Here is a 23,851-nt window from a genome sequence, read left to right on the forward strand (position 1 = left end):
ATGAAGGAGGTTTCCACAATTGATCCGCATGGTTCCAACTACACCATTAACACCTATACACGATCCATGGGAGCCGTTGTTCAATGCGACACCCCCCGCCTATAAACTTACCAGCGTCGAGTTTACTGTAACGAATCTGTGCAATCTCCGCTGTGAGCATTGCGCGGTTGGTGATACATTGCGATACAAAGACGATCCCGCTCTCCCTGTCGATCTCATACTCCGTCGTCTCGATGAAGCGAAAGACCTGCTTACTATCAGTATAACAGGCGGAGAACCGATGTACAGCGAGCGCACCGTGAAAACTGTGATCGCGCCTATTCTACAATATGCAGCAGATCGTGGGCTGCGGACGCAAATCAACTCCAACATGTCCATGCCGTTTTCTCGGTATGAGTTGATCCTGCCTTACATCGACGTTATGCATATTTCATGGAACTGGTCTACTCCCGAAGAATTCCATGATATTGTTTACGCAAAAGCACGGCAGCCAGTTTCAATCAAAAGAGCGGAAGCACAGTTTCAAGAGATGATGGAAAATGCTCGCAAGCTCTCGGAAGCTGGTGTATTTGTCTCAGCCGAAACGATGCTGAATCATCGCACATGGACAAAGCTCGATACCCTCCATCGTCAGATTCAGGAGATGGGCAGCAAGCGACATGAGGTACACCCGATGTACGCGAGTGATTTTGCCCGTGATCTGGATGTACTTTCACTCGATGAGCTTCGTCAAGCCATTCATCGGATGCTCGATGTACGCAATGAAGATTTGTGGATGCTTTTCGGGACGCTTCCGTTTTTCGCTTGTAGTTCTGAAGCGGCAGACAGGGAATTGATCAGCAGACTACGCTCAGCGAAAAATGTGACGACTCGCAATGATCCTGATGGTCGCAATCGTCTTAACATCAACATTTTCACCGGCGATGTCATCGTGACCGATTTCGGGGATGTAGAGCCATTGGGCAATATTCAAACCGACCAGCTCCAGTCGATGTTTGGAAAATGGCAAGAACACACGCTGAATCAGAAGATCAATTGCTTTTGCCCTGCTGCAGGATGTGCAGGACCTAACCTGCTCGTTGCTAATACTTACTATCAGGAGACTGATTTCACTCTGCGCAAAGCACTCGTCTAATTGGGCACACTAGGGCGTGAGGTGATCTACCATGAGCAGACGCAAACGCCCACTCGTCCCCGAGGCGAGAAAAGGACTGGACGCCCTAAAAGCGCAGGTTGCACACGTTGCTGATCCCGCGCAAGCCAAATTCGAGGTCGCAGAAGAAATTCATGTTCCATTGCAGCCCGGCTACAATGGACAATTAACCTCTCACGATGCCGGTCGAATCGGAGGACGCTTGGGCGGCAGTATGGTCAGAGAAATGGTTCGGATGGCAATGGAAGGCATGAATAAAAAACCGTGATTCCATTATTTGGGAACCCCGCTATTTGAGTTATGCGAATGGCGGGGTTCTTTGTCGAGCAATCGAGTATTGCCGATTAGAACACTGGCTATCAAACTGATTCCAATTAGAATTAATCCAGTGACAAAGACACCGTGCATAGCTTCACTAAACATCATTCCTGCCCGCATTCGCCATTCTACAATGGTCCCAAACACACTGATTCCAATCGTCCCCCCAATGGAACGAAATAATTGCGATGTCGACATAGCAACGCCCCGATCTTGCGGTTTTACAGCGCTGTGTGCGGCTGTACCGAGTGCCGGATAGATTGCCCCCATGCCTAGACCTGTGACAATCATGTAGCTAACGAGTTGTGTGTTGGTTGTCTCTCCATCAATCGTGCTCAGAAGGAAAAAGCCTGTCGCCATGATGAGTAAGCTGGGAATCAAAATCGCCCGAAATGAAGTTTTTTCCATCCATCTTCCCCCACCCGTCGAAGAAATCGCTGCGGACAGCATGAGTGGCACTAAAAGGAATCCAGCTTCTGAGGGACTCGCACCGCGTACCCCTTGAACGAACAGAGGGATATAGGCGATGGCACCGAACAAAGCGGCACTCACAAAGAAACCCACGAGATTGCCATATCCGATGACCGGAATGCGAAATAGGGAAAGCGGAAGCAGGGGCTCCTTTGCTTTGGTTTCAATCCAGATGAACAAACCGAGAAGGAAGATACCCGCTCCCCCTAACCCGATCTTGTATTCCCTCCCCTCCATAACAAGGGACAGCAGGATGAAAATGATGGCTGCACTCAAGCTAGTCGCTCCATACCAATCAATCACTGGCTTCTTATCATAGTGCCGCTGGTCACGAAAGGCTAGAGCAATGATCAATAAAGCAGTGATACCGATAGGAAGGTTTATAAAAAAGATCCATCCCCACGGCAGATGCTCCACGAGAATTCCTCCCAACGAGGGACCGAGTATACTCGTCATGGCAAAGACAGCTCCGAAAAGTCCTTGAAATTTGCCTCTCTTTTCGGGTGGATACAGTTCACCCACAATGATGAACGCAACCGGCATTAATGCCCCAGCGCCCAACCCTTGAACTCCTCTTGCGGCAATAAGACCCGTCATGGAATTAGCCATGCCGCACAGGAGAGATCCCACAAGAAACAGAAACAAACCGATCACATACATTTTTCTCGGTCCAAACAAGTCCGCCATTTTCCCATAGATGGGCATGCTCGTGGTCGATGTAAGCATATAAATGGCGAACACCCAGCTATAAAGAGAAAGACCTCCCAGCTCTTTGGTAATTGTCGGCATGGCTGTTGATACAATCGTCTGATCCAATGATGACAAGATTAGCCCCATCAGCACTCCACTCGTAACCAATCCTACGCGACGCTTTTCCTTTTTCAACTCCATCACTCCCCTTTTTGAAGTCAGTTGATAACAGCTCCAAAAATATAAGGGAATTTCCAAAAAAAGAGTAGACTTTTTCTTTCTGATGAGTTATTCTGATGATAGAGTCTGCCCCTAAGAACTACAAATAAATCATAAATAAAAACCGCCTCCATTATGGACGCGGTTTTCTTGTTTTTCCATTCATCTCAGCTTGTCGAGCTTTTTGGCACTTGCCTTACGAGGTCCAAGCATCGCCTTTCCTATGTTGCCCACTTTGTTTACAGAGTCAAAAACTTGGTCGATCACATCCACCAGTTCACGAATCTGCACCACTTTTCCATAGACGCCCATGAAATGGTGTCGGACGTTTTTTCCATTTAACCCTAGCATGGCCGCACCTCCTCTTAATCCTCTCGTATCACTTTATGCAGGATCAGGCGAAGAGGAAATAGCGATGTGTGGAAAATTATTCGGCCCTCTATCCGGCTGCTTAGCGTGGGCGAGGCGTGCCGGTCGGACGTGGGCGCGGAGGTTGTGTCGGCGTAATGGCCCGCTCTAGACGAGTGACACGGTTCTCCAACCGATCTACTCGATTATCCAGCCTGCGAAAATCTTCGCGAAGCGCATCTACTCGATTCTCCAGTCGATTCAAACGACGCTCGACATCCCCACCAGGAGCTGGTGTCGGAGTCGGAGTAATCGGGATATACAAATTTTGACCAACGTAAATGTAGTAGGGATAGGCGATATTATTCACGCGGATCAATTCCTGAACAGATACACCAAAACGAGCCGCAATACTGTTTAACGTATCCCCCGAACGGACTACATAGTTCACGAATCTCACTCCTTTTTTCTGTGATCATTCGTTATTAACCTATGCCCGCCCTGGTACACGCGCAATAAACCAATACCCATTTTCGCAAAGAATAGTCAAACACCCAGTACAAACGCCGTTACAAACCTGAAAGAACAAGGCTCAGTCCCATCAACACTTGGAATAGACAGTCACACCCTCAAGAAACACTTCTTCCACTTGCTTCAATACCTCAATCTCTTGTAGTGGATCCCCTTTTACCACAAGCAAATCTGCAAAATAACCTGGCGCTAACGTACCGATCTTGTTCCCTTGGTCCAGCACCTCAGCAGCGTTTTGGGTAGCAGCCTGGATCGCACGAATTGGCTCCATTCCCAGCTCCACCATCAGCTTGATCTCTTCTGCCACAGGGGTAATCGGATAGCCTTCCAATACGATATCCGTACCCGTAGCGATCTTTACGCCAGTATTTATCAATTGTACGAAGTTTTCCCGGTACGCCTTTTCCGATTCGATGAAAAAGGCTCCCTGCTCGATAAGCCCTTCGCTCAATATGCCTTGATTCGCCTGTTGTTGCTCATTCCAAATATGTTTGTAATAATCAGCAATCTGGAAAAAGGTGACCATGGTCGGTACCCATACCAGTCCTTTTTCTTTCATCTGTTCTGCCTGTTCGACGGTCATAAACGTCGCATGCTCGATCGTATCAAATCCCGCATCAATCGCCATCTGGATCGCAGGTTGGATCGAGGCATGCACACAGCATTTCCGTCCCAAACGATGCGATTCATCAACCGCCGCATCCAGCTCCTCTTGCGTGAACTCCGGCGTTGGTGTACGGTGACTCGTCATGAGCTTGATCCAGTCGGCTCCTGCTCTCACTTGTTCACGCACGGCTGTCCGCACTTCCCACGGACCATTTGCTTCTCGCAAGGCACCCTCTAATTGCCAACCGTGCCCCCCGGTCATAATAATCCCTTGGTTGACCTGAAAAAGACGAGGGGAAACAATGAATTTGTTCTTGGCCGCCAACTTCAGCGTACTGCACAATCCATCTGGTGCTGCTACATCGCGGATCGTCGTAACCCCCAAGGAAAGTGCCTCTTTCAAGTTCGCTGTCGCAAGTAAAGCCACCAGTCCATCGTTGTTGCGATACTCAGCGGAGTCTGGTTTACTCCACCAATACCCGATATGAACATGTAAATCGATTAAGCCTGGCAAAATGGAGCATCCGCTGTACCGCTTTACCTCTCCTTCCGAAATGGAATCCGTAAGCTCTGATTCTGTCCCCACTGCGACAATTTTTCCTCGCTCATCAATCCCAACAACGCCTTGTTCGATTACATGCTCTCCATCTCCGATAATAACGCGATCAGCAATCAACCATTTCATTTCTGTCCCCCCTGTCAAAAATGAAAATCCATCTGTCCGCAATCCTGGTTAGTCCCTCGAAAGTTCATCATGCATCCAACCTTTTCCTCCTTGTTTCTTGGCCTTGTAAAAAATAAAAAAACCTCCGGCTACACAGAAGTGCGCCAGAGGTTTTCCTTTTATCCCTTATTTAAATACAGGTGCAGCAAATTGAGCCAGTCTCTCTGCAGACGTTTTCTCGACATCCGCATGCAAGCTGTTGCCATGCGCATCCATCGTTACGATTGCCGCGAAGCCTTTTACATTCAAGTGCCACATTGCTTCTGGAATACCGAATTCCATGAAGTCAACACCGTTTACTTTTTTGATGCAGCGTGCGTAGTATTGTGCTGCCCCACCAATTGCATTGAGGTAAACAGCACCATGCTCATTCAATGCTTTCAGTGTTTTTGCACCCATTCCGCCTTTTCCGATAACGGCGCGGATTCCGAATTTCTTGATGATTTCGCCTTGGTAAGGCTCCTCACGGATGGAAGTCGTCGGACCAGCCGCTTTTACATGCCACTCACCCTCATGATCCTTCATCATAACTGGACCGCAATGGTAGATGATGCCACCATTCAGGTCCACTGGACAGTCATGATCCATCAGGTAGCTGTGCAGCGCGTCGCGTCCTGTGTGCATTTCTCCGTTGATGATAACCACATCGCCCACTTTCAGGCTGCGGATTTGTTCTTCCGTGATCGGCGCTTGCAGAACAACTTCACGAGGCTCATCGTCTGTTTTGTCCGCAGCTGCTACTGGCGTCAAGTCCATCGCCACTTCTTCATCTTTATACAGATAACGAAGGATTTCGCCAGTCTCCGGGTTCAGGCGAACACCTTGACGGCGGAAGGCCCAGCAGTTGTAGGCAACGGATACGAAGAAGCTTGCTGGCAGGCGGTTTTCCACGCCGATTTTACAGCCGAGCAGAGTCGCGTTTCCACCAAAGCCCATCGTTCCGATTCCTAGTTGGTTTGCGGTTTCCATGATGTAGTCTTCCAATGCAGCCAAATCAGCGTTTGGATTGACATCTTCTACTTTGCGGAACAATTGATGCTTTGCCAGTGCATAACCGGAGGTGCGATCGCCACCGATTCCTACGCCGATGAAGCCGGCACTACAGCCTTGTCCTTGTGCTTGGTATACTGCGTGCAAAATGCACTTGCGAATACCATCCAGGTTGCGGCCCACTTTGCCCAGGCCTTCGAGTTCACAGGGCAGGGAGTATTGGATGTTCTTGTTCTCACAGCCGCCGCCTTTGAGAATCAGCTTGATTTCGATTTCATCCTCTTCCCATTGCTCGAAGTGAATGACAGGAGTACCTGGTCCGAGGTTGTCCCCTGTATTTTCACCCGTCAAGGAATCTACGGAGTTGGAACGCAGCTTACCTGTTTTGGTTGCTTCTGCAATCATTTCTTTGATGGCTTGTTTAATGATCAGCTGGTTTACTCCAACCGGAGTTTTTACTTCGAAAGTTGGCATCCCCGTATCTTGACAGATCGGAGAAACATTTTCTTCTGCCATGACGACGTTTTCCGCAATCGTAGACAAAGACAGCGCTGCACGAGTGCCAAGATCCTCTTTCACTTTAGCTGCATTGACGGCACGACGCACGTCTGGTGGTAGATTCGTAGAAGTATCCGTGATGAGTTCCAGAATGCTTTGCTTCAAGTTTTCCATCTATGACGCCCCTTTTGACGTAGTGGTGTAAATGGTAGCATAAACCGCCTATTATTATAGCACACGCTCCCCCACCTGTCCGTAGATTGCTGTCCAAAGAGTGCGTGAAACATTCCGTAATCGTGCTTCGTCTTATTACCGACAACAAATTTTGGCAAGAAGCAGATATGAGGGGGATCAAAATGAAAAGAACATTTGCCGGGCTTCTCGCCTCCATGATGGTGGTGACCGCTATACCCTTCCTGTTCGCAACAGGTACAGTAGCGGAGCCAACCGTTCAAGCCGCATCTACAGAAGAGTTGCCAGTAGTCGGTTCCTATGCGGAGCTAAAAAAGCTCATCCAGTCATCAGACCTGGACAGCTACCATTACGCCACCATGGAAACGACTGCCGCTATGCCAGTAGCAGCACCTAGCACAGCCAACAAAGTAGCGGACACTTCCAGTGGCGCTGTTCGCGGTGATTTTTCCACAACGAACACACAAGTGCAGGGCGTCGATGAAGCAGATATCGTAAAGTCAGATGGAACTTATCTTTATCAATCTACGCAAAATGAAGTACGCATCATCAAAGCGTATCCAGCCACCGAGATGAAGGTCGCAAGCCGTATCAGCTATGACAATGGAAAATTCGTACCACAAGAAATGTACGTAGACGATCGTAGACTCATCGTAATCGGGCAAGCGGATGAGACCATCTCCTATCCTCCAGGTCCTGCTTCCAAAAGAGGCATCCCCCGATACCAAGGAATGCAATCCGTGAAAACCATGATCTACGATATTACGGACAAAAAACAGCCTCGGCTCATTCGTCAACTGGAGCTAGAAGGCCAGTACATGTCGTCCCGCAAAATCGGCGCGAGCTTGTACGTGACAGCCAACCATTACATGGATACGTATCGTATTATGCAAGAGAAAGCAGAAGTGCCAGGTCCAACGTATAAAGACAGCGTCCATCATAACCAATACCAAACCATTCCCTACAGCGAGATTCGTTACTTCCCGGATCACTTTCGTCCAGAGTATTTGATCGTCGCCGGCGTGAATCTGGATGATGCAAAACAAAAGATGTCATTGAATACGTATCTTGGTGCTGGCGAGAACATCTATGCATCCACCAAAAATCTATATGTAGCCGTCACCCAGAACAGTGCTCAGCCAGTAGCGGTTAAGCAAAAAGGAGCGACAACTCCTTTGATTGCACCTCCCATCGAGTCTGATACAACCATTTATCGTTTTGCCATGAACAAGGGAGACATTCGGTATACGGGAAAAGGGTCGGTGCCTGGACGCATTCTGAACCAGTTTTCTATGGATGAAAACGACGGTTATTTCCGAATCGCCACCACGAGCGGGAACATGTGGCGAGACGATGAGCTTACGTCAAAAAACAACTTGTATGTTCTCGACAACAAACTCGAGGTATTTGGCAAGCTGGAAGGCATCGCTCCAGGAGAACGCATTTACTCTGTCCGTTTCATGGGAGATCGTGCCTACATGGTGACCTTCAAAAAAGTCGACCCGCTGTTTGTTCTCGATCTGAAGAAGCCTTCTGCTCCAAGCGTACTAGGTGCCCTCAAAATTCCAGGTTACAGCGACTATTTACACCCGTATGATGAAAACCATATCATCGGTTTTGGCAAAGAAGCAGAATCTGATAAAGACTGGGCGTACTACCAAGGGATGAAAATTGCCCTCTTTGACGTCAGTGATGTAACGAAACCGAAGGAAAAGTTCAAGACTGTTATCGGGGACAGAGGAACAGACTCCGAGCTATTGCGCAATCACAAGGCTCTGCTGTTCTCCAAAGAAAAAAATCTGCTAGCTTTTCCTGTATCCGTCCACGAACGGACAGCTGAACAAAAAGCCAAAAACGATATGCGCGAGTATGGCCACTTTACTTTCCAAGGTGCCTATGTATATCAGCTCGATCTGCAAAAAGGATTTCAACTGACAGATCAGATCACCCATCTGTCGAAGGAAGATGTCGCGAAAGCAGGCGAAGGCTGGTACGACAGCTCCAGTAACATTAAACGGATACTCACGATTGGCGACACACTCTATACCGTTTCTGACGATTACGTCAAAACACAGCAGCTCTCTACCCCCAAAAAAGAGAATATCTTGCCATTGACGAAATAGCGGTAATGCTCTGTCATGCGGACAGGTTCTGTGCTAAGATGGGGTAATAGATGCAGCGTAAATAGAGAGGGTGTCACTACGTGGAGTATTTGAGTTTTAATTTGACATCAACGCTGGCAGGGATTGCGGCTGTGCTGTTGGTTATGTTTATTCGCCTGCACTGGCCCTTCCGCTTTCAGTACATGGCCAATCTATTCAAACGCCGTTTGAATATTCGATTGCGCTGGCTGGAGGCTTCCTATCGGAAGAACCGTTCCCGTGCTGTCGCTATGCTGGATAAATCAACACATGAGATCATGCTTGGCAATTATGAAATGGCCGAAAAATATATCGTTCAAGGAATCAACGTTTGCAAAGAACGACCAACGTTATTCAATCAAGCGATGATTCACTACTTGTTTTACAACCTGGCGATCGTTTACTATTCATCCGAACGATACAACGAATCATTGGAAGTGGCGTTTCGTATTTACCAGCGTGATCAGGGAATGACTGATTCCTTAGCTCTTATTGCCTGTTCACACGCCCGCCTGGGTGAAGTAGAGAGTGCGATAGAAGCTTACCAGCTGATCGCAAGCAAACGATCGGCAAAAGACTGGAAGCTCTTCTGCTTGGCAGAGATTGAAGCTGCCAAAGGAAATTACGAGCGAGCCCTTTCCCATCTCAAGCAATTGATGGACAAATCAGCCAGTCTGTTGCATCTGAATCACACCGTACTGGAAAAACGCTTGGAAGAGTGGAAAAAAGCCTCTACACAAGCCAGCTAATCGATTGACGACCGCACATTGCTTTATGTGTGCGGTTTTTATTTTCCTGTCCCCGTAACGCTGCTCTATGCACAGTCGTAGAACTATCATGAAAGTGAGGTATTTTTAATGAAAAAATTCAATGTATCTATACTTGCTGTCTCAGCACTTGTACTCGGTCTCGCTGTAGCGGGCTGTACACCTGGAAAAGATTCTGCTTCTTCCTCTACAGAGGCACTGGCTAAAGTAGGAACAGTCTCTATTTCTAAAGATCAAGTATACGAGGCTATGAAAAAAGAAGCTGGGAAACGCGTGATGTCTGATCTCATCATAAAGGAAGTATATAAACAAGAAGCGGTTGCACAGGGAGTCACGGTAAGTGATCAGGAACTGGACGCAAAAATTAACCCAATCAAAGAAAAAATGGGGCCTGAGAAATTCCAAGAGTATTTGACTGAAGAAGAAATTACCGAAGATGAATTGCGTGAGAGATCACGTTTGATCCTGTTAAGGGACAAGATGTTCGAGAAAGCTTACCCGATCACGGAAGAGCAAATCAAGGAATACTATGAGAAAAACAAAGAAAAGCTCGAAGGTACGTTGGAAGAAGTACGTCCAAAGGTAACGGAGAAAGTCAAAGATAAAAACAAACGCTCCAACATGAGCACGTGGATCAAGGAATTGAAGAAAAAGCATAATGTTCAAATTTTGGACAAAGCATTTGAAAAAGTAGAGGATACAGAGAAAGAAACGGACAAAGCAGAACTTCCTGCTTCAAAATAAATCGGACAAAAAAGACTTGTGTCAGCCTGTTGAGGCGCACAAGTCTTTTTTGTCCATATTACCTACGTGCAATGGCAATGAGTTCCTGCAAAAACACCTTAATTTCGCCTTGAAGAATGGGGCCATGACCAGTGGCTAAATACTCAATGGGCCAATCCTGCAAAATCTCCAAGCCCTCCGTAAACTCCGCCGCTCGCTCTGGTTCACGTGCTACCCATTGCTTCAAGTGTTCTTGATAAGCTGTCCGACAGTCCACTTCTCCGCCAACGATTTGACCGAGTTCTGTGTTTTCAAAGCACAAATGATCGCCAACAAAGCAAATTTTCGTCTGGGGATCAAAGAAGGCAACAGAGCCTTCTGTATGAAAAGAAAGCTGTCGGAAACGCAGGGAAGGCAGATCTCCCCCACTACCTGTAAACGTATGGCCGAATAGCGTCTGTGAAAAATCGTCCAGTCCGTAATAATCGTCGAGGTGAATCCAATTGTTTCGAGAAGGGAACATATCGGCATTTCCAATATGATCAGCATGTCGATGAGTGAAGTAGACATATTCCGTTCGCTCTGGCTTGACCCCGATCTCTTCCAACGCCTGTTGAAAATAAGAGCGTTGCTTGCGCTGGTGAGAATCAATCAATACAAAGGCATTCCCTTGTTTGATCACATAGCTGTTTACGAAGCTATTCCACGCTTCCTCATAGGTGATGATCGCCCAGGTGGAGTCTGTGATTGGTGCAATCACATTGTTCATGCCTCCATCTCTCCTCTCCTCCCAGATACAATTTCTTATTGCTATTATACACAATCATGCACAACCGTGCTGATTCGTGCCCAAACTTATCCGACACAATCAGACTGTCGCCTCTTCCCCTAAGCTTACCCAAGATCTTCCTTGCGAGCGTTGAATGTGAACAGGTACACCGAAAAAGCTTGTCAGACGCTCTGCCGTCAGGACCTCATCTGTTGTTCCAGCCTGGTCTACTTCTCCCGCTTTTAGCAGCAAGGTATGCGTGAAGCAAGGCAAAATTTCTTCGATGTGATGGGTGACATAAATGAGAGTTGGTCCGTTTGGCTGTTTGGCGATTTGTTCGATCATGGCCAACAGCTGTTCTCTTGAAAGCAAGTCCAGTCCAGTGCAAGGCTCGTCTAGGATGAGTAATCGAGGGGAAGCCATCAATGCACGAGCAATCAGTATTTTTTGTCTCTCCCCTTGCGATAAAGCCGCAAAACGTCTGTTTTTTAATGCACGGCATCCAAAAGTATCGAGTAAATCCGACGCTTTCTCTACGTCTGCCTCCTCTGGAACGGAATACAAGCCGATGGTTGCTTCTCGTCCACTCAAGACGACACGGAGTGCGGTTTCATGCTCGTGAAGCTGTGCCATCAGTGCTGTGCTTACCCAGCCGATTGATTTGCGCACCTCGCGTAAGTCGACTGTTCCGTAAAGATTGCCTAATACACTGACCTCTCCCTTTGTCGGCCACACATAGCCACAAATGATATTCAACAGACTGGTTTTACCAGAGCCGTTTAAACCGACCAAACACCAATGCTCCTTGTCTTGCACTTGCCAGGCAATGTCTCGCAGAATCGTTGTTTCATCCCTTTGCCAGGTAACCTTTCTCACATCAATGATCATGCTCTCTCCACTCCTGACTCTCACAGTTGTATGTGAAAAGAACCTCCATGGCATATGGAAGCACACGGAGGCCCTAACACAAAAACAGTTTCGTTAAAATTTGCCTTGAAACTTAAATACAATCTCCGCAAACAGCGTAGCGAAGAGGAACGTGCCGGTAAAGACGACGAGAGACACGACTACGATACGCCAGCTAAGCTGTTTGAATAGATGAACGTCTTTTCCGAGTGATAGACCTGCATACGCGAGAATCGGCGTGGCCAATGCGAGCAGATTGATCTTGGCAATCGCAGCAGCCGTATATTCGTTCCCTGGAAAAAACGGGGATGTCGCAAGCATCGCAAACAAAGAGATCCATACAATGACGGGAGATTTGAACGGTAGAATGCGAGTGAAGCCCATTCCGATTAACGTAATGACCGCCAAGAGCAAAATACCTGGCAAAGATTCCATGAATGGTACTTTATAACCGATCCAGTTACCGATGAGTGCAATGAAGCCAATGATAAAAATCGTCAAGATTTGATTCATGCGCTTTTTCTCCCCCCTTCTGCTGCAGAAGAAGCACCTTTGCGCCCAATAATAGGCTCAAGCCATGCGTACAGCTTTTGTGTGACCGGCAAGGAGAAGAAGATACATACGTACGTTCCGACGATACTCATCATCAAGTTTGCCGCTCCAGAATAAAAGGCAATGTCTTTTTGCGCTTCTGGGAAAATGACAGCCAATGAGCCTGTTGCTGCTGCCATCATACTACCGGAACCAACCGCGGCTCCCATCGCCAGAGAAATCGGGTGAAACAACCCACTGCTTCCTAAAATACTTGCAAGAATTGACATATAAATGGCACCAAACAAGGTTCCGCAAATATATACGCCCAGCGCGCCGCGAGCTTCGGCAGAGTTTGCTCCAAACTTTTCTACGATAATCGCCAAGTTTGGCTCACGGTCGAGAGAATAAGTAGCCCCAATTGCTTCACGCTTCAGACCCAGCCACAATGCGACTGGCAAACCAAATGCGATTGTCCCTACAATGTGTCCCATCTCTTGAACAATCAAAGATACACCAGAACCAAGTAGCTTAGGCAGCTCAGGACCGATATTGGCTCCCAGCTTCGCAATAAAGATCAAGAACGAAACACCCAAAATATTGGCTGCGACGTTCATTTCTTTTTCGCTCAAAAATTTAAACTTTGGCCAGCTGATTGCCCCGCCTAAAACAAGGGCGTAGAGCATCGGAAACAGAGCGATAACCCCGATGCCAATACTGATTTTCTTTGTCCCGATAAATTCTGTCAATGCGACGAGAACAAGTACGATAAAATGCAGCTTGTACTCATTGACGCGTCCCTCTGCCATACAACATCCCCCTCACTCTATCTTGCTCTACTCCATGACGACTTTTTGAGCTGCCCGAACAAACAATTCTACGCCGCGTACCATTGCATCCTCATCAAAATCAAAACGTGGATGATGGTGCGGATACGTAAAGCCTTTGTCTGGATTGCCAGCACCCAATTGAATAAAACAGCCTGGAGCTTTTTTCAAATACTCAGAGAAATCTTCACCCGGCATCAAAGGATCAATGTAAATAATCTCTTCTTCTCCCCAACGCTCGCGGATCGTATCCTCCATCAGCTTCGTCACCTGCTTGTCGTTGACAACCGATGTGTAGCCATGTGAGAACGTCAATTCATAACTTGCGCCATGCGCTTCCGTAATTCCTTTGACAATTCGTTCAATCCACATCGGAATATTTTTGCGAATCTCCGCATCGAAACATCGCGTGGAGCCTGTCAGTGTCATCGAATCCGGAATGATGTTATAAGCTGTCCCTGCATTCAGCATCGTCACCGAAATAACGACCTTGTCCAACGCACTGACATTGCGGGATACAATTTGTTGCAGGCCAGTAATAACCTGTGCCCCAATGACGATCGGGTCAACCGATGCTTCCGGTTGCGAGGAGTGCCCGCCTTTGCCTTGAATCTTGATATCGAAGCGATCTGTCGATGAAGTAAGTGCCCCGTAAAGTACACCGAATTTCCCGACAGGCATGTACGATGCCAAATGAATGCCGATAATCGAATCCAGTCCGTCTGCTGCACCAGCTCTTACGATTTCAGCAGCACCACCTGGCGGCAGCTCCTCGGCATGCTGGAAGAAGAAACGAACCTCGCCTTTAATTTGATCCTTGTACTGGGACAAAATTTTTGCGGCTCCCAACAGCATCGCTGTATGACCGTCATGTCCGCACGCGTGCATCACGCCAGCTTTTCCTGATGCATATGGCACATCATTTTCTTCATGGATGGGGAGCGCATCAATGTCAGCACGAATGCCAAGAACTTTTCCTGGCTGTGATCCGATCAGTCGAGCGACGACACTCGTTTTAGTTGGCCGCGAAAGCTCTAAATTCCCGAAAGATTCCAACGTTTCGTAAATAAATTGAGACGTCTTCTCCTCTTCAAACGACAATTCTGGATGCTGATGGAGATATCTTCGCCATGAGACTACCTGCTCAGCTACTTCATCCGCCCATTTCTTCGTTTCCAAACTCACACGATCACTCCTTTTTCTGCTTTCTTCCTCAAAATCTTCCGAATCAGTTAAGTTTAACTAAAAAAAATATCGTTTTGTGAATTCTATCACGGAACGATGAAAATAACAAATGTCCATTCCACAAGGACAAAGCTGTCGAATCTACATCTGTAACTGTCTATTTATTTGTTATTTTAGAATTTTCCACCGATAATGTCCATGTAAAATATACTATTTGTAACAATAAAAACATTTGCTCTGCTAGAGTGGGAGCTTTTCTAGAGAAAAGCCCTTGTCCTATTCTACATTTACTGCAAAAACGACAAAGCGATTCGAAAATTGTCCCAGCCACATTTCTCCATTCCCTACCATCACGCCTTGATCATTGACAAACGTATCTGTTACCTTTTGCTGTAAAAACGCTTCCTTTACCTTCCCCGTCATGATTCGATCATACTCTTCCAAAAATTGCTGTTCATCTCGGATAAAATGGCTTTTTCCGTCTTCGTTCACACGCAGTGGATACCTGATATGCTTGGCTACTTCTGTCTTGTCATTTTTTTTGACCGCCTCTTGAAGTTTTCCATAAAAGGATTCGAATGCGCCTGCATTTGTAATACCCGCGACTTCATACCGATTCGAGGTATTTCCTTCACGCACATATCCGCCATACCCACTCACCTGTGGAACCAAACTCGTCGTTGCGTGAGCCATCAGCGCGATTCCCATTGCAAGCAACACCCATCTCATTCTTTTCATCGCGTTCCTCCCATATGTATTTCTATTTCCTTCCTACTGTTAGCTTTTCGTCCTCTGCCATTCGTTATGCAAAATCACCTTCTACGAAAAAAAGCCCTTATGCCAATACTGACATAAGGGAGGCTCTGCCAACTTCTTTTCCATTAGGAGTCCCGAAATTTCGCTTCCTGACGTTTAATGTCTTCCTCCGAATTGCCCAGCGCAGCTTGCGGGCCTTTGAAATGCTTCCGGTAATAAGCCAAATCCATGATCAGAAGCACCAAAAACATGGCTATCAAGGCATACCCAGCTGTTTGATTGGGTGGAATCACCATCATAATCGAGATGAAGAGGATCCAAATCAAGCTCAGCACATTAATGGGTTTACTCCAGTTCCCCAAATGCCAGGGACCGTAATGCTTCCGTTGAAATAGTCCTCGCGATTCCGCCCGGAGCTTGAGGTACAAGGGGATTCCGTAGGCGACATAAAGCCCAACGACACTTACCGCCGTAAGAAATGCCAAAGTGGTATACGTCGTATTCGGATTGATGCTTTTCACGATGTAATCGAACAAGGCAAGCGCAAAGGAAAGAATGATAACCAGCCAAATTGCTTTTGCTGGCGTTCTGTACTTGGTCGATATTTCCGCCCACTGGTGGCTCCACGGCATTCCTTTGTCACGTGAAAACGCATACAACATTCGCGAGAAGGAAGTAATGGACGCCAAGCCACAGAACCACATCGCAAAGGTAACCAGCCACAACACCACTGAACCAAATGTACCTCCTAATGCCTCGCTAATCACGTAAATAAATGCATTTTCCGCTTCACTCGCAGCCGCTGCGTTTTTGATGGATAAGGTGACAAAAGCAAGCATGATAAATCCAAAAATAAAGGAAAAGGCCACAGACGTATAAATCCCCCAAGCAGCACGAACCCGCGGATTAATCGTTTCTTCAATCGTATGCGCAGATGCATCATAGCCAGTAAACGTCCACTGCGCTTGTAACAACCCAATTAAAAAAGCAATCGCGTACGGCTTGTCAGAAAAGGTTTGACCGACCTGAAAGAGGTAATCAAGCGGTTGCAAATCATGACGGGAAAAAAAGACGAGACTTCCGACGAGTATGACGACGACGCCAATATGGTACCAAGCGGAGAAGTCATTTAACCGGGCCACGAGTCGAATTCCAATGTGGTTAAACGTACCGTGCAAAAGGAGTGTGATCCCGAACAGGATTAACGTGGTTGTTTCTGTTGAGGTATAACCAAACGCACTCGCTAGCAGTGGGTCCGCAAACAAAGAGAACGAATAGTCAATACCTGCGACTATCCCGATTTGGCCAATGAGATTGATCCACGCTGTGTACCACCCCCACCGTTTGCTACCTAAAATGGCTGCCCAGTGATACAGCGCTCCAGCTGTAGGGATCGCTGATGCGAGTTCAGACATCGATGCGGCAATCAGGATGACAAATAACGCTACCAAGGTCCATCCGAAGCCCATCATGCCAGAACCGCCATACAGTAATCCGTGCCCGTACAAGGATACTGCACCTGTCAAAATAGAGATAATCGAAAATGAGATCGCAAAGTTCGAAAAGCCACCCATATCCCTCAGTAATTCCTGCGCATAACCAAACTTGTTCAGGTCTCTCTTGTCCTCGAGTAATTGCTGTTCTTTTTCCTGCCGCATTTCGTTATCCCTCCCTTCCCTTCTCTGCTTGGGAACCGATAAAGCTTTCATGCGCGCTTTCATCAAATTGCCGGACGCTTTCGTTTGCCCGATACCCAATGGCAATCGCAACTCCAATGGTAAACAGCAATAAGACGACACCTAGAGCCAGCATTCTCTCCCTCCTTTCGTCCTAGATGCAATTCCTTGACAAGTTAGCAGGAATAGTACATTTTACGTGCCAATTTGACAGCTATACCACCTCATTTGGCTGGCAAATGCAAAACAAAAGAGCAACTCATGAGAGCTGCTCCTCTTGTTTAACTAGCGCCTTTTTGGGCTTGCAAATAAAAGGCTACGTCTTCACTCGATAACGGTCTGCTGAATAAATAGCCTTGAACTTCTTCACACAGATGCTCCTGCAAAAACGCAAGCTCCTCCTTTGTCTCGACCCCTTCCGCGATCACACGCAGTTGCAAATGATGCGCCATGGAAATAATCGTGGATACGATGGCCTGATTGGAAGGGTGTCCGATCATGTCGCGCACAAACGAGCGATCTATTTTCAAACGATTCAACGGAAATTCTTTCAGATAGTAGAGAGAACTGTAGCCCGTTCCAAAATCGTCAATCGCAACGTGCACCCCTAATTGCTTCAGTTCCTTCAATGCCTGTGTGGCGCGTTGGACGTCGATCATGCTGCTTTCTGTGATTTCCAGCTCCAAGTATTCCGGTGCCAACCCTGTCTGGTGTAGAATCTCAGCGACCATCTGGGTAAAGTCTTGTTTGAGAAATTGACGCGCAGATAGATTAACGGCTACCCGAAGCGACATGAGTCCCTGCTCTTGCCATTGTTTGTTCTGTTTGCAGGCCGTCCGCAGCACCCATTCTCCAATCGGTACGATCAACCCGGTTTCTTCTGCTACAGAGATGAATTGGTCTGGCAAAAGCAATCCTCGTTCAGGATGATTCCAACGAATCAACGCTTCTACACCAACGATTGCGCCTGATTTGGCACATACCTGTGGCTGGTAATGCAATAAAAATTCTTTCCTAGCCAAAGCGCGATTCAATTCATTTTGAATATTCATTTTGTCATTCACTGCTTGTTCCAGATTCGGTACGTACAGGTGGAAACTGTTCTTCCCTTTGTCTTTGGCTGCATACATTGCCGCATCTGCATTACGCATCAAGACACCTCTGTCTTGCCCATCTTCTGGATATCGAGAAATCCCGATACTCGTCGTTATGTACAGCTCGTGCCCATGGATAAAAAATGCCTGTTCAATCCTTTGGTTGATTTCATTCGCTATGGATGAAACTTCTTTTTCCATGACATCCGTTAGAATCACCATGAATTCGTCTCCGCCAAGCCTGCTCACCGTTCCTTTTTTGCCCACACAATCCTGCAAACGCAAGGAGGCTTCCTGAAGTAACAGGTCACCAAAATCATGCCCCAAGGAATCGTTTACCAGCTTGAAATGGTCGAGATCCAGAAACAACACGTATACTTGCTGATCCTTTTTTTGTGCCTCCATGATCGCCTGATCCAGTTGCTGTTCGACAAAACGGCGATTCGGCAAACCAGTCAACGAATCGTGAAAAGCGAGATAATTGATTTTTGTCTCGTATTCTTTCTTATTGGTAATGTCTCTCACAATCATAAAGACACCCGTAATCTGCTGATCGACAAACACGGGGGTATGGGTCATGTTCAGATGAAGCTGACGACCCTCGCTCGTGGTCAAGGTGATCTCGTAGTTGTGCGCCTCACCTTGCACTGCATTTGTAAAGTTTGTCGATATGAGCTCGGCATCTTTAGAAGCACACATCTTCATTAATTTTTCGAGAGGCAAGCTCCGTTCCTTTGTCAATCGCATTGCCGCAGGATTCATGACGCTTTGGCTACCATCGATCGAGTAAAAGATCACCCCGTCGTAATTGTGATCAAATAGCGATTTATAGCGTTGATCACTTTCTAGCACGCGCAAGCTCTTCCCTGCGAATTGCTTGTCCACGTATACAGAAGCCAATGTCACGACCAGAATCATTACGATGACAATGCCAATCATAGTAGCGATCAGGCCCGAATCATCATGCGAGATCACTGCGATTGTCATGTGCTCGTGAGCGACGAATGTGGTGGCGTACATACCAATGTAATGCATACCTGTAATGGCTGCCCCCATCAACAGCCCTGCAATAATTTTACGCCAGAGACCTTTTACTGGGTCCACCGAACGCAATTGAAACGTAAGAATCAACGCAACCATCGAAACCAAGATGGCAACGAAAATAGATATGGTAAACCATAGCCAATCGTACAGAATAATGGCGTTCATCATCATCGCTGCCATCCCTGTATAATGCATTCCGGCGATACCAGACCCAATGACAACCGATCCTGTTACTACCCTCGTTTTGGACATGGACTGCTCGCTCACGATCCATAATGTAAGCGCTGATGATAAAACGGCCAAAACAATCGAGAAAAATACAATCAGGTTATCATATTGGACGGCAATCGGCAGATGCAAGGCAAGCATGGCAACAAAATGCATAGCCCAAATACCAAGCCCCATGGAGACGGCTCCAGCACATAACCAAAACACACGTCCCCTGCCTTTTGCAAAATGGAGACGTGCGCCTAGATCTAATGCTGTGTATGACGCCATTGCTGAAATAAAATAGGAGAGAAAAACCAGAGTCATACTATAGGATTGGTCAAGACTATTCATTACATTCTCCTTCAAAAACCTCTACCGAAGTTTACTCACAAGGAACGTCCGCGCTTTCACGGAAAGTTAATTGGCGTACCTGTGACATTCTCCCATCTTATCCGTTTTATAATTCTCTGGCAAGAAGCCGACGACGTTCCCCTTTTGGAGATACTACAAAGGAATGCTGCTGCAAAGGAGGGAGATTTCCTTGATCCGTATGGGCTATGCCTGCATCAGTGTAAAGACGAAGAACAATCCAAACAAAAAAACGACGGTTGCCCAAGTAAATAAATTAGATCCCCAAGCTCGGTTAAAAAAGCTGCGGCAAGTTATGCAGGCAAACTTTTTCAATTTAATGGATTTGCTTGCTTATAATGTTGAAAATCATATCTTTTTGTATCGACTTCCTTCTGAATTTGTTCCACTCGCTACTCATCCAGTTGCAGCTGAATGGGATTGGGCAAAAGAATTCGCATGGGACTTCCAAAAAGCAGGGAAATATATCCGCAATCATGGCATTCGTTTGACAGCTCATCCCGGACATTACAGCATATTGAACAGCGACAAGCCTTCTGTGCTGGAATCGACGATTGCCGATTTTTCCTACCATGCAAAAGTGTTTGATTTACTGGGGCTCGACGATAATTCCGTCTTGGTGACGCACGTGGGAGGAGTATACGAAGACAAAGCCTCTTCTCTCGATCGTTTTGCATCCAACTTCGAGCTGCTTCCTGAAAACGTCAAACGTCGCTTAGTCGTGGAAAACGATGACATGTCTTTTACCATGCGCGAGGTACTGGAGCTGTGCGAACGGATCGGTGTGCCGATGGTGCTCGATATTCACCATCACAACTGCCATTCTGATGGCGAAGATTGGGCGGAATACCTTCCACGCATTATTCAAACCTGGGGAGAGCGCACACCGAAGATGCACATGTCCTCGCCTAAGTCAGCAAATGACTTTCGCGCTCATGCAGACGATATTGATCCCGAGGCGTTCCTGACATTTGTCAGTGCGCTGGCGGATTACAATGTGGACATCATATTGGAATGCAAAAACAAAGATGATGCCCTGCTTACTTTAAGGCGCGAGTTAAAGAAAAAAGGAGTCGCTGTTGAAGCATTTACGAATTGAGTATGGAAAAGGACGCCGCTTAATTAGCTGGCGTCCTTCCTCGTGCGTTCAAAATGAACATCCGCAGTCACACCCACGCCCTCGTCTATGACCCCTTCTCTGTCGGCAATTGTATCCGGAGGAAGAGCTACCGCCACTCGAAGATGATGAGCCTCGACCAAAGGAACTGCTACCGTCATTCCATAATTGGCAACGGTCATGATAATGATGCATTCTCCGTTCATGATGTTTGTAATGTCTGCGGTATTCCATGTATTTGCGGCGATTTTCACGATGCTCATCGCATTTGTGGTGGAAATACTGCATCCGGTCCATATGGAACTGGAATTTAAACAGGTACAGCTCCAGATCCCTTCCTATGTTCTCATTCGGTCGCGCATTCGGCCTGACATTCGGTCTAATATTCGGTCTAATATTTGGTCTTAGATTTGGCATCATGTTTGGACTTTCATTCGGTCTAATATTTGGTCTGATATTCGGTCTTAGATTTGGCATCATGTTTGGACTTTCATTCGGCCGCACATTTGGTCTGACATTCGGCCTTACGTTCGGTCCGACATTTGGCCTCATGTTTGGACTTTCGTTTGGCCGGACGTTCGGTCTGACATTCGGTCTCATGTTTGGACTCTCATTCGGTCGCACGTTTGGTCTCACATTGGGTCTTACATTTGGCCTCATGTTTGGGCTCTCATTTGGCCTGACATTCGGTGAAGCGTTAGGCATAGGGTTTGCCGGCATCCGGTTCGGTGGCATTGGCATTGGATTCGACGGTTTGAGGTTTGGTGGCATCGGATTTGGCGGCTTGAGATTTGGTGGCATTGGATTCGCTGGCATCCGATTTGGCGGCATTACGTTCGGCACGTTCGGGTTAGCCAGATTGGGAGCAGGCATGATCGGTTTTTGCGGCATTGGGCGCGCAGGAATAGAATGATTCGGATTGATTGGACTTTCCGACTTGGGCTTTTCAGGAGAAGGCTTCATAGGTGACGGCATCGATGGAGACGGCAATGGCATCGCTGAAGAAGGCGGTTTCGGCATTTCTTTAGGACGCCTTGGGAGTGCGGTAGGCATAGGCGGCATCTTACGTCGCTTTTCCACGGAAACTACACGTCCTTTCGGATGAAATAACACAGTACATGGTATGACATTTATCCAACTCGAGAGACGACTCTCGCCCAGTTTGAAAAAAAGGACTAAGCCCGTTTTTTACACTCTAGGGAAGTCGCCGTGACAAGATCATCTTGACTGCACGTAGGCATTTGATACAATGATAGCAATAGCTAAAATAATCAGACAGTTGCACATGAACGAAAGTGAGGAAGAACGTATGCCGCCACGAATGCAGGCTTGCACGTTTTCATCCAATCACATACATGCTCTCGAGCGAGGGGTTAGGATATGATATCCTAACCCCTCGCTCTTTTCGTTCTCTGCTCTGCTAAAGGAGGAAATTACAGATGAATCAGCAAGCAAATGTTGTAAAAGTAGATGGGGATCAATTACGTATCGAAGATGTTGTTTCCATCGCAAGAAGCGCCACCCACATCCAATTGACCGAAGAAGCATTGAATCGTGTTCGTGACTCACGTGCCATGGTGGAGAGAATGGTATCGCAGCAGGAAGTCGTATACGGAATCACCACTGGCTTCGGAAAATTCTCCGATGTCATGATCCACGATGAGGACGTAAGCAAGCTGCAAGAAAATTTGATTATGAGTCATGCTTGCGGGATGGGGGACCCTTATGCCGTTGAAGTTGTCCGTGCGATGATGGCTTTACGCATCAATGCGTTAGCAAAGGGTTATTCGGGAATTCGGGAAGAGACATTGCTTCAGCTTGTAGAACTATGCAATCGAGGGGTTCATCCGATTATTCCTCAACAAGGTTCCCTTGGTGCAAGCGGCGACTTAGCCCCTCTCGCTCATATGGTACTGGTTATGCTCGGCAAAGGTGAAGCGCTCGTCAATGGCAAGCGACTATCCGGAAAAGAAGCACTGAGTGAAGTAGGTCTCTCCCCAATTCGACTGGAGGCAAAAGAAGGTCTGGCTCTGATTAACGGTACACAGGCAATGACTGCACAGCTTTGCCTCGCCTTGTATGATTCGCGAGTTCTGCTTGAAAGCGCTGAATTGATTGCTGCCATGACGATTGAAGCGCTGCGCGGAATTCCAAAAGCCTTTGATCCCCAGCTCCATCTCGTCCGCCCGCATCCAGGACAGCAGGAATCAGCAAAGCGCTTGCTCCAGCACTTATCCGGCAGCAAACGTACAACTGCGCAGGGTGAGCTACGTGTCCAAGATCCATATAGCCTTCGTTGCCTCCCTCAAGTACATGGTGCAACTCGTGATACGCTGGAGTATGTATGGACCACGGTTACACGCGAATGCAATAGCGTCACCGATAACCCTATCCTTTTTACAGAAACAGGCGACGTTATCTCCGGCGGAAATTTCCATGGTCAGCCAATGGCATTCGCAGCTGATTTTCTTGCCATTGCCATGGCTGAGCTTGCAAATATTTCCGAAAGACGCACAGAACGTCTTGTCAATCCACAGCTAAGTGGTCTTCCCGGATTCTTAACCGAAAATGGCGGACTCCATTCTGGATTTATGATTACACAATATGTAGCCGCTTCCATCGTTTCTGAAAACAAAGTGCTCTGCCATCCCGCATCAGTCGATTCGATTCCGTCATCTGCCAATCAGGAGGACCATGTCAGCATGGGAACGACTTCTGCTCGCAAGCTTCGTACAATCGTATCGAATGTCACCAAGGTGCTTGCCATTGAATATTTGGCAGCAGCTCAAGCTATCGATTTTGGCTCGGGAGATCTCGGGACAGGTACAGCGCGAGCCTATGAGCAATTGCGTCGGGTGATTCCCCGCCTGCATGAAGACCGAGAAATGCATCCTGATCTCGTAAAGGCAGAAGAGCTGATCCAACAAGGCACACTCGCATTTGTAACGGAATAATCGTTCGTGTATAGGAACCATTGTCTTTCTCTGCTAGAATGG

General features: G+C 47.2%; 24 protein-coding genes. 9 read left to right on the forward strand and 15 right to left on the reverse strand.

What is annotated here, in order from left to right; translation table 11 throughout:
- Positions 1–19: 19 nt before the first annotated feature.
- Both yfkAB and HPY27_RS09455 read left to right on the forward strand, forming a co-directional pair.
- Positions 20–1,135 carry a radical SAM/CxCxxxxC motif protein YfkAB gene (yfkAB, locus tag HPY27_RS09450; RefSeq protein ID WP_174224842.1) on the forward strand — a complete coding sequence of 372 codons (1,116 nt, stop codon included), beginning with the start codon at positions 20–22 and terminating at the stop codon, positions 1,133–1,135.
- A 31-nt stretch (positions 1,136–1,166) separates the two neighbouring features.
- Positions 1,167–1,421 (forward strand): alpha/beta-type small acid-soluble spore protein, encoded by a 255-nt coding sequence (locus tag HPY27_RS09455; RefSeq protein WP_007724320.1) that lies wholly within the window; start codon positions 1,167–1,169, stop codon positions 1,419–1,421.
- Between the two features lie 5 nt (positions 1,422–1,426).
- Here HPY27_RS09455 and HPY27_RS09460 read toward each other — a convergent pair whose 3' ends face one another.
- The 5 genes from HPY27_RS09460 to HPY27_RS09480 form a co-directional block, all read right to left on the reverse strand.
- On the reverse strand, positions 1,427–2,833 hold the full coding sequence (locus tag HPY27_RS09460; RefSeq protein WP_174224843.1) for an MDR family MFS transporter: 1,407 nt from the start codon (positions 2,831–2,833) through the stop codon (positions 1,427–1,429).
- A gap of 180 nt (positions 2,834–3,013) precedes the next feature.
- Positions 3,014–3,202, reverse strand: coding sequence for a hypothetical protein (locus HPY27_RS09465; RefSeq protein WP_017247839.1), 189 nt, complete (start codon positions 3,200–3,202; stop codon positions 3,014–3,016).
- 100 nt (positions 3,203–3,302) lie between these two features.
- On the reverse strand, positions 3,303–3,650 hold the full coding sequence (locus HPY27_RS09470; protein ID WP_017247838.1) for a LysM peptidoglycan-binding domain-containing protein: 348 nt from the start codon (positions 3,648–3,650) through the stop codon (positions 3,303–3,305).
- 150 nt (positions 3,651–3,800) lie between these two features.
- The gene (locus HPY27_RS09475) at positions 3,801–5,021 is read right to left on the reverse strand and encodes a metal-dependent hydrolase family protein (protein ID WP_174224844.1); all 1,221 of its coding nucleotides are present in this window, start codon (positions 5,019–5,021) and stop codon (positions 3,801–3,803) included.
- Between the two features lie 165 nt (positions 5,022–5,186).
- On the reverse strand, positions 5,187–6,722 hold the full coding sequence (locus HPY27_RS09480; RefSeq protein WP_017247836.1) for a fumarate hydratase: 1,536 nt from the start codon (positions 6,720–6,722) through the stop codon (positions 5,187–5,189).
- A 182-nt stretch (positions 6,723–6,904) separates the two neighbouring features.
- Here HPY27_RS09480 and HPY27_RS09485 point away from each other — a divergent pair, with 182 nt between their 5' ends.
- The 3 genes from HPY27_RS09485 to HPY27_RS09495 all read left to right on the forward strand — a co-directional run bounded on the left by HPY27_RS09485 (position 6,905) and on the right by HPY27_RS09495 (position 10,392).
- The gene (locus HPY27_RS09485) at positions 6,905–8,863 is read left to right on the forward strand and encodes a beta-propeller domain-containing protein (protein ID WP_174224845.1); all 1,959 of its coding nucleotides are present in this window, start codon (positions 6,905–6,907) and stop codon (positions 8,861–8,863) included.
- Positions 8,864–8,943: 80 nt separating this feature from the next.
- A complete protein-coding gene (locus HPY27_RS09490; RefSeq protein WP_048032371.1) occupies positions 8,944–9,630 on the forward strand; it encodes a tetratricopeptide repeat protein in 687 nt (228 codons plus the stop codon).
- A gap of 108 nt (positions 9,631–9,738) precedes the next feature.
- Positions 9,739–10,392, forward strand: coding sequence for a SurA N-terminal domain-containing protein (locus tag HPY27_RS09495; protein ID WP_026043010.1), 654 nt, complete (start codon positions 9,739–9,741; stop codon positions 10,390–10,392).
- Between the two features lie 58 nt (positions 10,393–10,450).
- Here the strand turns inward: HPY27_RS09495 and HPY27_RS09500 are convergent, their stop codons facing one another.
- From HPY27_RS09500 to HPY27_RS09540, 9 genes are all read right to left on the reverse strand, one after another.
- The gene (locus tag HPY27_RS09500; RefSeq protein ID WP_017247833.1) at positions 10,451–11,140 is read right to left on the reverse strand and encodes an MBL fold metallo-hydrolase; all 690 of its coding nucleotides are present in this window, start codon (positions 11,138–11,140) and stop codon (positions 10,451–10,453) included.
- A 99-nt stretch (positions 11,141–11,239) separates the two neighbouring features.
- Complete coding sequence (locus HPY27_RS09505) at positions 11,240–12,028, reverse strand: ABC transporter ATP-binding protein (protein ID WP_173624283.1); 789 nt, start codon at positions 12,026–12,028, stop codon at positions 11,240–11,242.
- A 93-nt stretch (positions 12,029–12,121) separates the two neighbouring features.
- Positions 12,122–12,559 carry a hypothetical protein gene (locus HPY27_RS09510; RefSeq protein WP_017247831.1) on the reverse strand — a complete coding sequence of 146 codons (438 nt, stop codon included), beginning with the start codon at positions 12,557–12,559 and terminating at the stop codon, positions 12,122–12,124.
- Positions 12,556–13,386 (reverse strand): DUF3100 domain-containing protein, encoded by an 831-nt coding sequence (locus tag HPY27_RS09515; protein ID WP_017247830.1) that lies wholly within the window; start codon positions 13,384–13,386, stop codon positions 12,556–12,558. The genes HPY27_RS09510 and HPY27_RS09515 overlap by 4 nt, the downstream gene beginning before the upstream one ends.
- Positions 13,387–13,413: 27 nt before the next feature.
- The gene (locus HPY27_RS09520; RefSeq protein WP_017247829.1) at positions 13,414–14,589 is read right to left on the reverse strand and encodes an amidohydrolase; all 1,176 of its coding nucleotides are present in this window, start codon (positions 14,587–14,589) and stop codon (positions 13,414–13,416) included.
- Between the two features lie 276 nt (positions 14,590–14,865).
- A complete protein-coding gene (locus HPY27_RS09525; protein ID WP_174224846.1) occupies positions 14,866–15,327 on the reverse strand; it encodes a hypothetical protein in 462 nt (153 codons plus the stop codon).
- 143 nt (positions 15,328–15,470) lie between these two features.
- Entirely contained in the window at positions 15,471–17,003 is a 1,533-nt protein-coding gene (locus tag HPY27_RS09530; RefSeq protein ID WP_017247827.1) for an amino acid permease, read from the reverse strand.
- A 4-nt stretch (positions 17,004–17,007) separates the two neighbouring features.
- A complete protein-coding gene (locus HPY27_RS09535) occupies positions 17,008–17,157 on the reverse strand; it encodes a hypothetical protein (RefSeq protein ID WP_017247826.1) in 150 nt (49 codons plus the stop codon).
- 145 nt (positions 17,158–17,302) lie between these two features.
- Entirely contained in the window at positions 17,303–19,720 is a 2,418-nt protein-coding gene (locus HPY27_RS09540) for an EAL domain-containing protein (RefSeq protein WP_174224847.1), read from the reverse strand.
- A 190-nt stretch (positions 19,721–19,910) separates the two neighbouring features.
- On the opposite strand from HPY27_RS09540, the gene uvsE reads away from it, so the two are divergent.
- Positions 19,911–20,837 (forward strand): UV DNA damage repair endonuclease UvsE, encoded by a 927-nt coding sequence (gene uvsE / locus HPY27_RS09545; RefSeq protein WP_017247824.1) that lies wholly within the window; start codon positions 19,911–19,913, stop codon positions 20,835–20,837.
- A gap of 23 nt (positions 20,838–20,860) precedes the next feature.
- Here uvsE and HPY27_RS09550 read toward each other — a convergent pair whose 3' ends face one another.
- Positions 20,861–21,118, reverse strand: coding sequence for a hypothetical protein (locus HPY27_RS09550; RefSeq protein WP_017247823.1), 258 nt, complete (start codon positions 21,116–21,118; stop codon positions 20,861–20,863).
- 215 nt (positions 21,119–21,333) lie between these two features.
- Between HPY27_RS09550 and HPY27_RS09555 the strand changes: the two genes are divergently transcribed.
- The 3 genes from HPY27_RS09555 to hutH all read left to right on the forward strand — a co-directional run bounded on the left by HPY27_RS09555 (position 21,334) and on the right by hutH (position 23,809).
- Entirely contained in the window at positions 21,334–21,768 is a 435-nt protein-coding gene (locus HPY27_RS09555) for a hypothetical protein (RefSeq protein WP_254612849.1), read from the forward strand.
- A 6-nt stretch (positions 21,769–21,774) separates the two neighbouring features.
- Positions 21,775–21,960, forward strand: coding sequence for a hypothetical protein (locus tag HPY27_RS09560; protein ID WP_017247822.1), 186 nt, complete (start codon positions 21,775–21,777; stop codon positions 21,958–21,960).
- A gap of 334 nt (positions 21,961–22,294) precedes the next feature.
- Entirely contained in the window at positions 22,295–23,809 is a 1,515-nt protein-coding gene (gene hutH, locus HPY27_RS09565; protein ID WP_173624278.1) for a histidine ammonia-lyase, read from the forward strand.
- Positions 23,810–23,851 lie beyond the last annotated feature (42 nt).

The sequence above is a fragment of the Brevibacillus sp. HB1.1 genome, assembly GCF_013332445.1.
Lineage (GTDB): Bacteria > Bacillota > Bacilli > Brevibacillales > Brevibacillaceae > Brevibacillus > Brevibacillus porteri.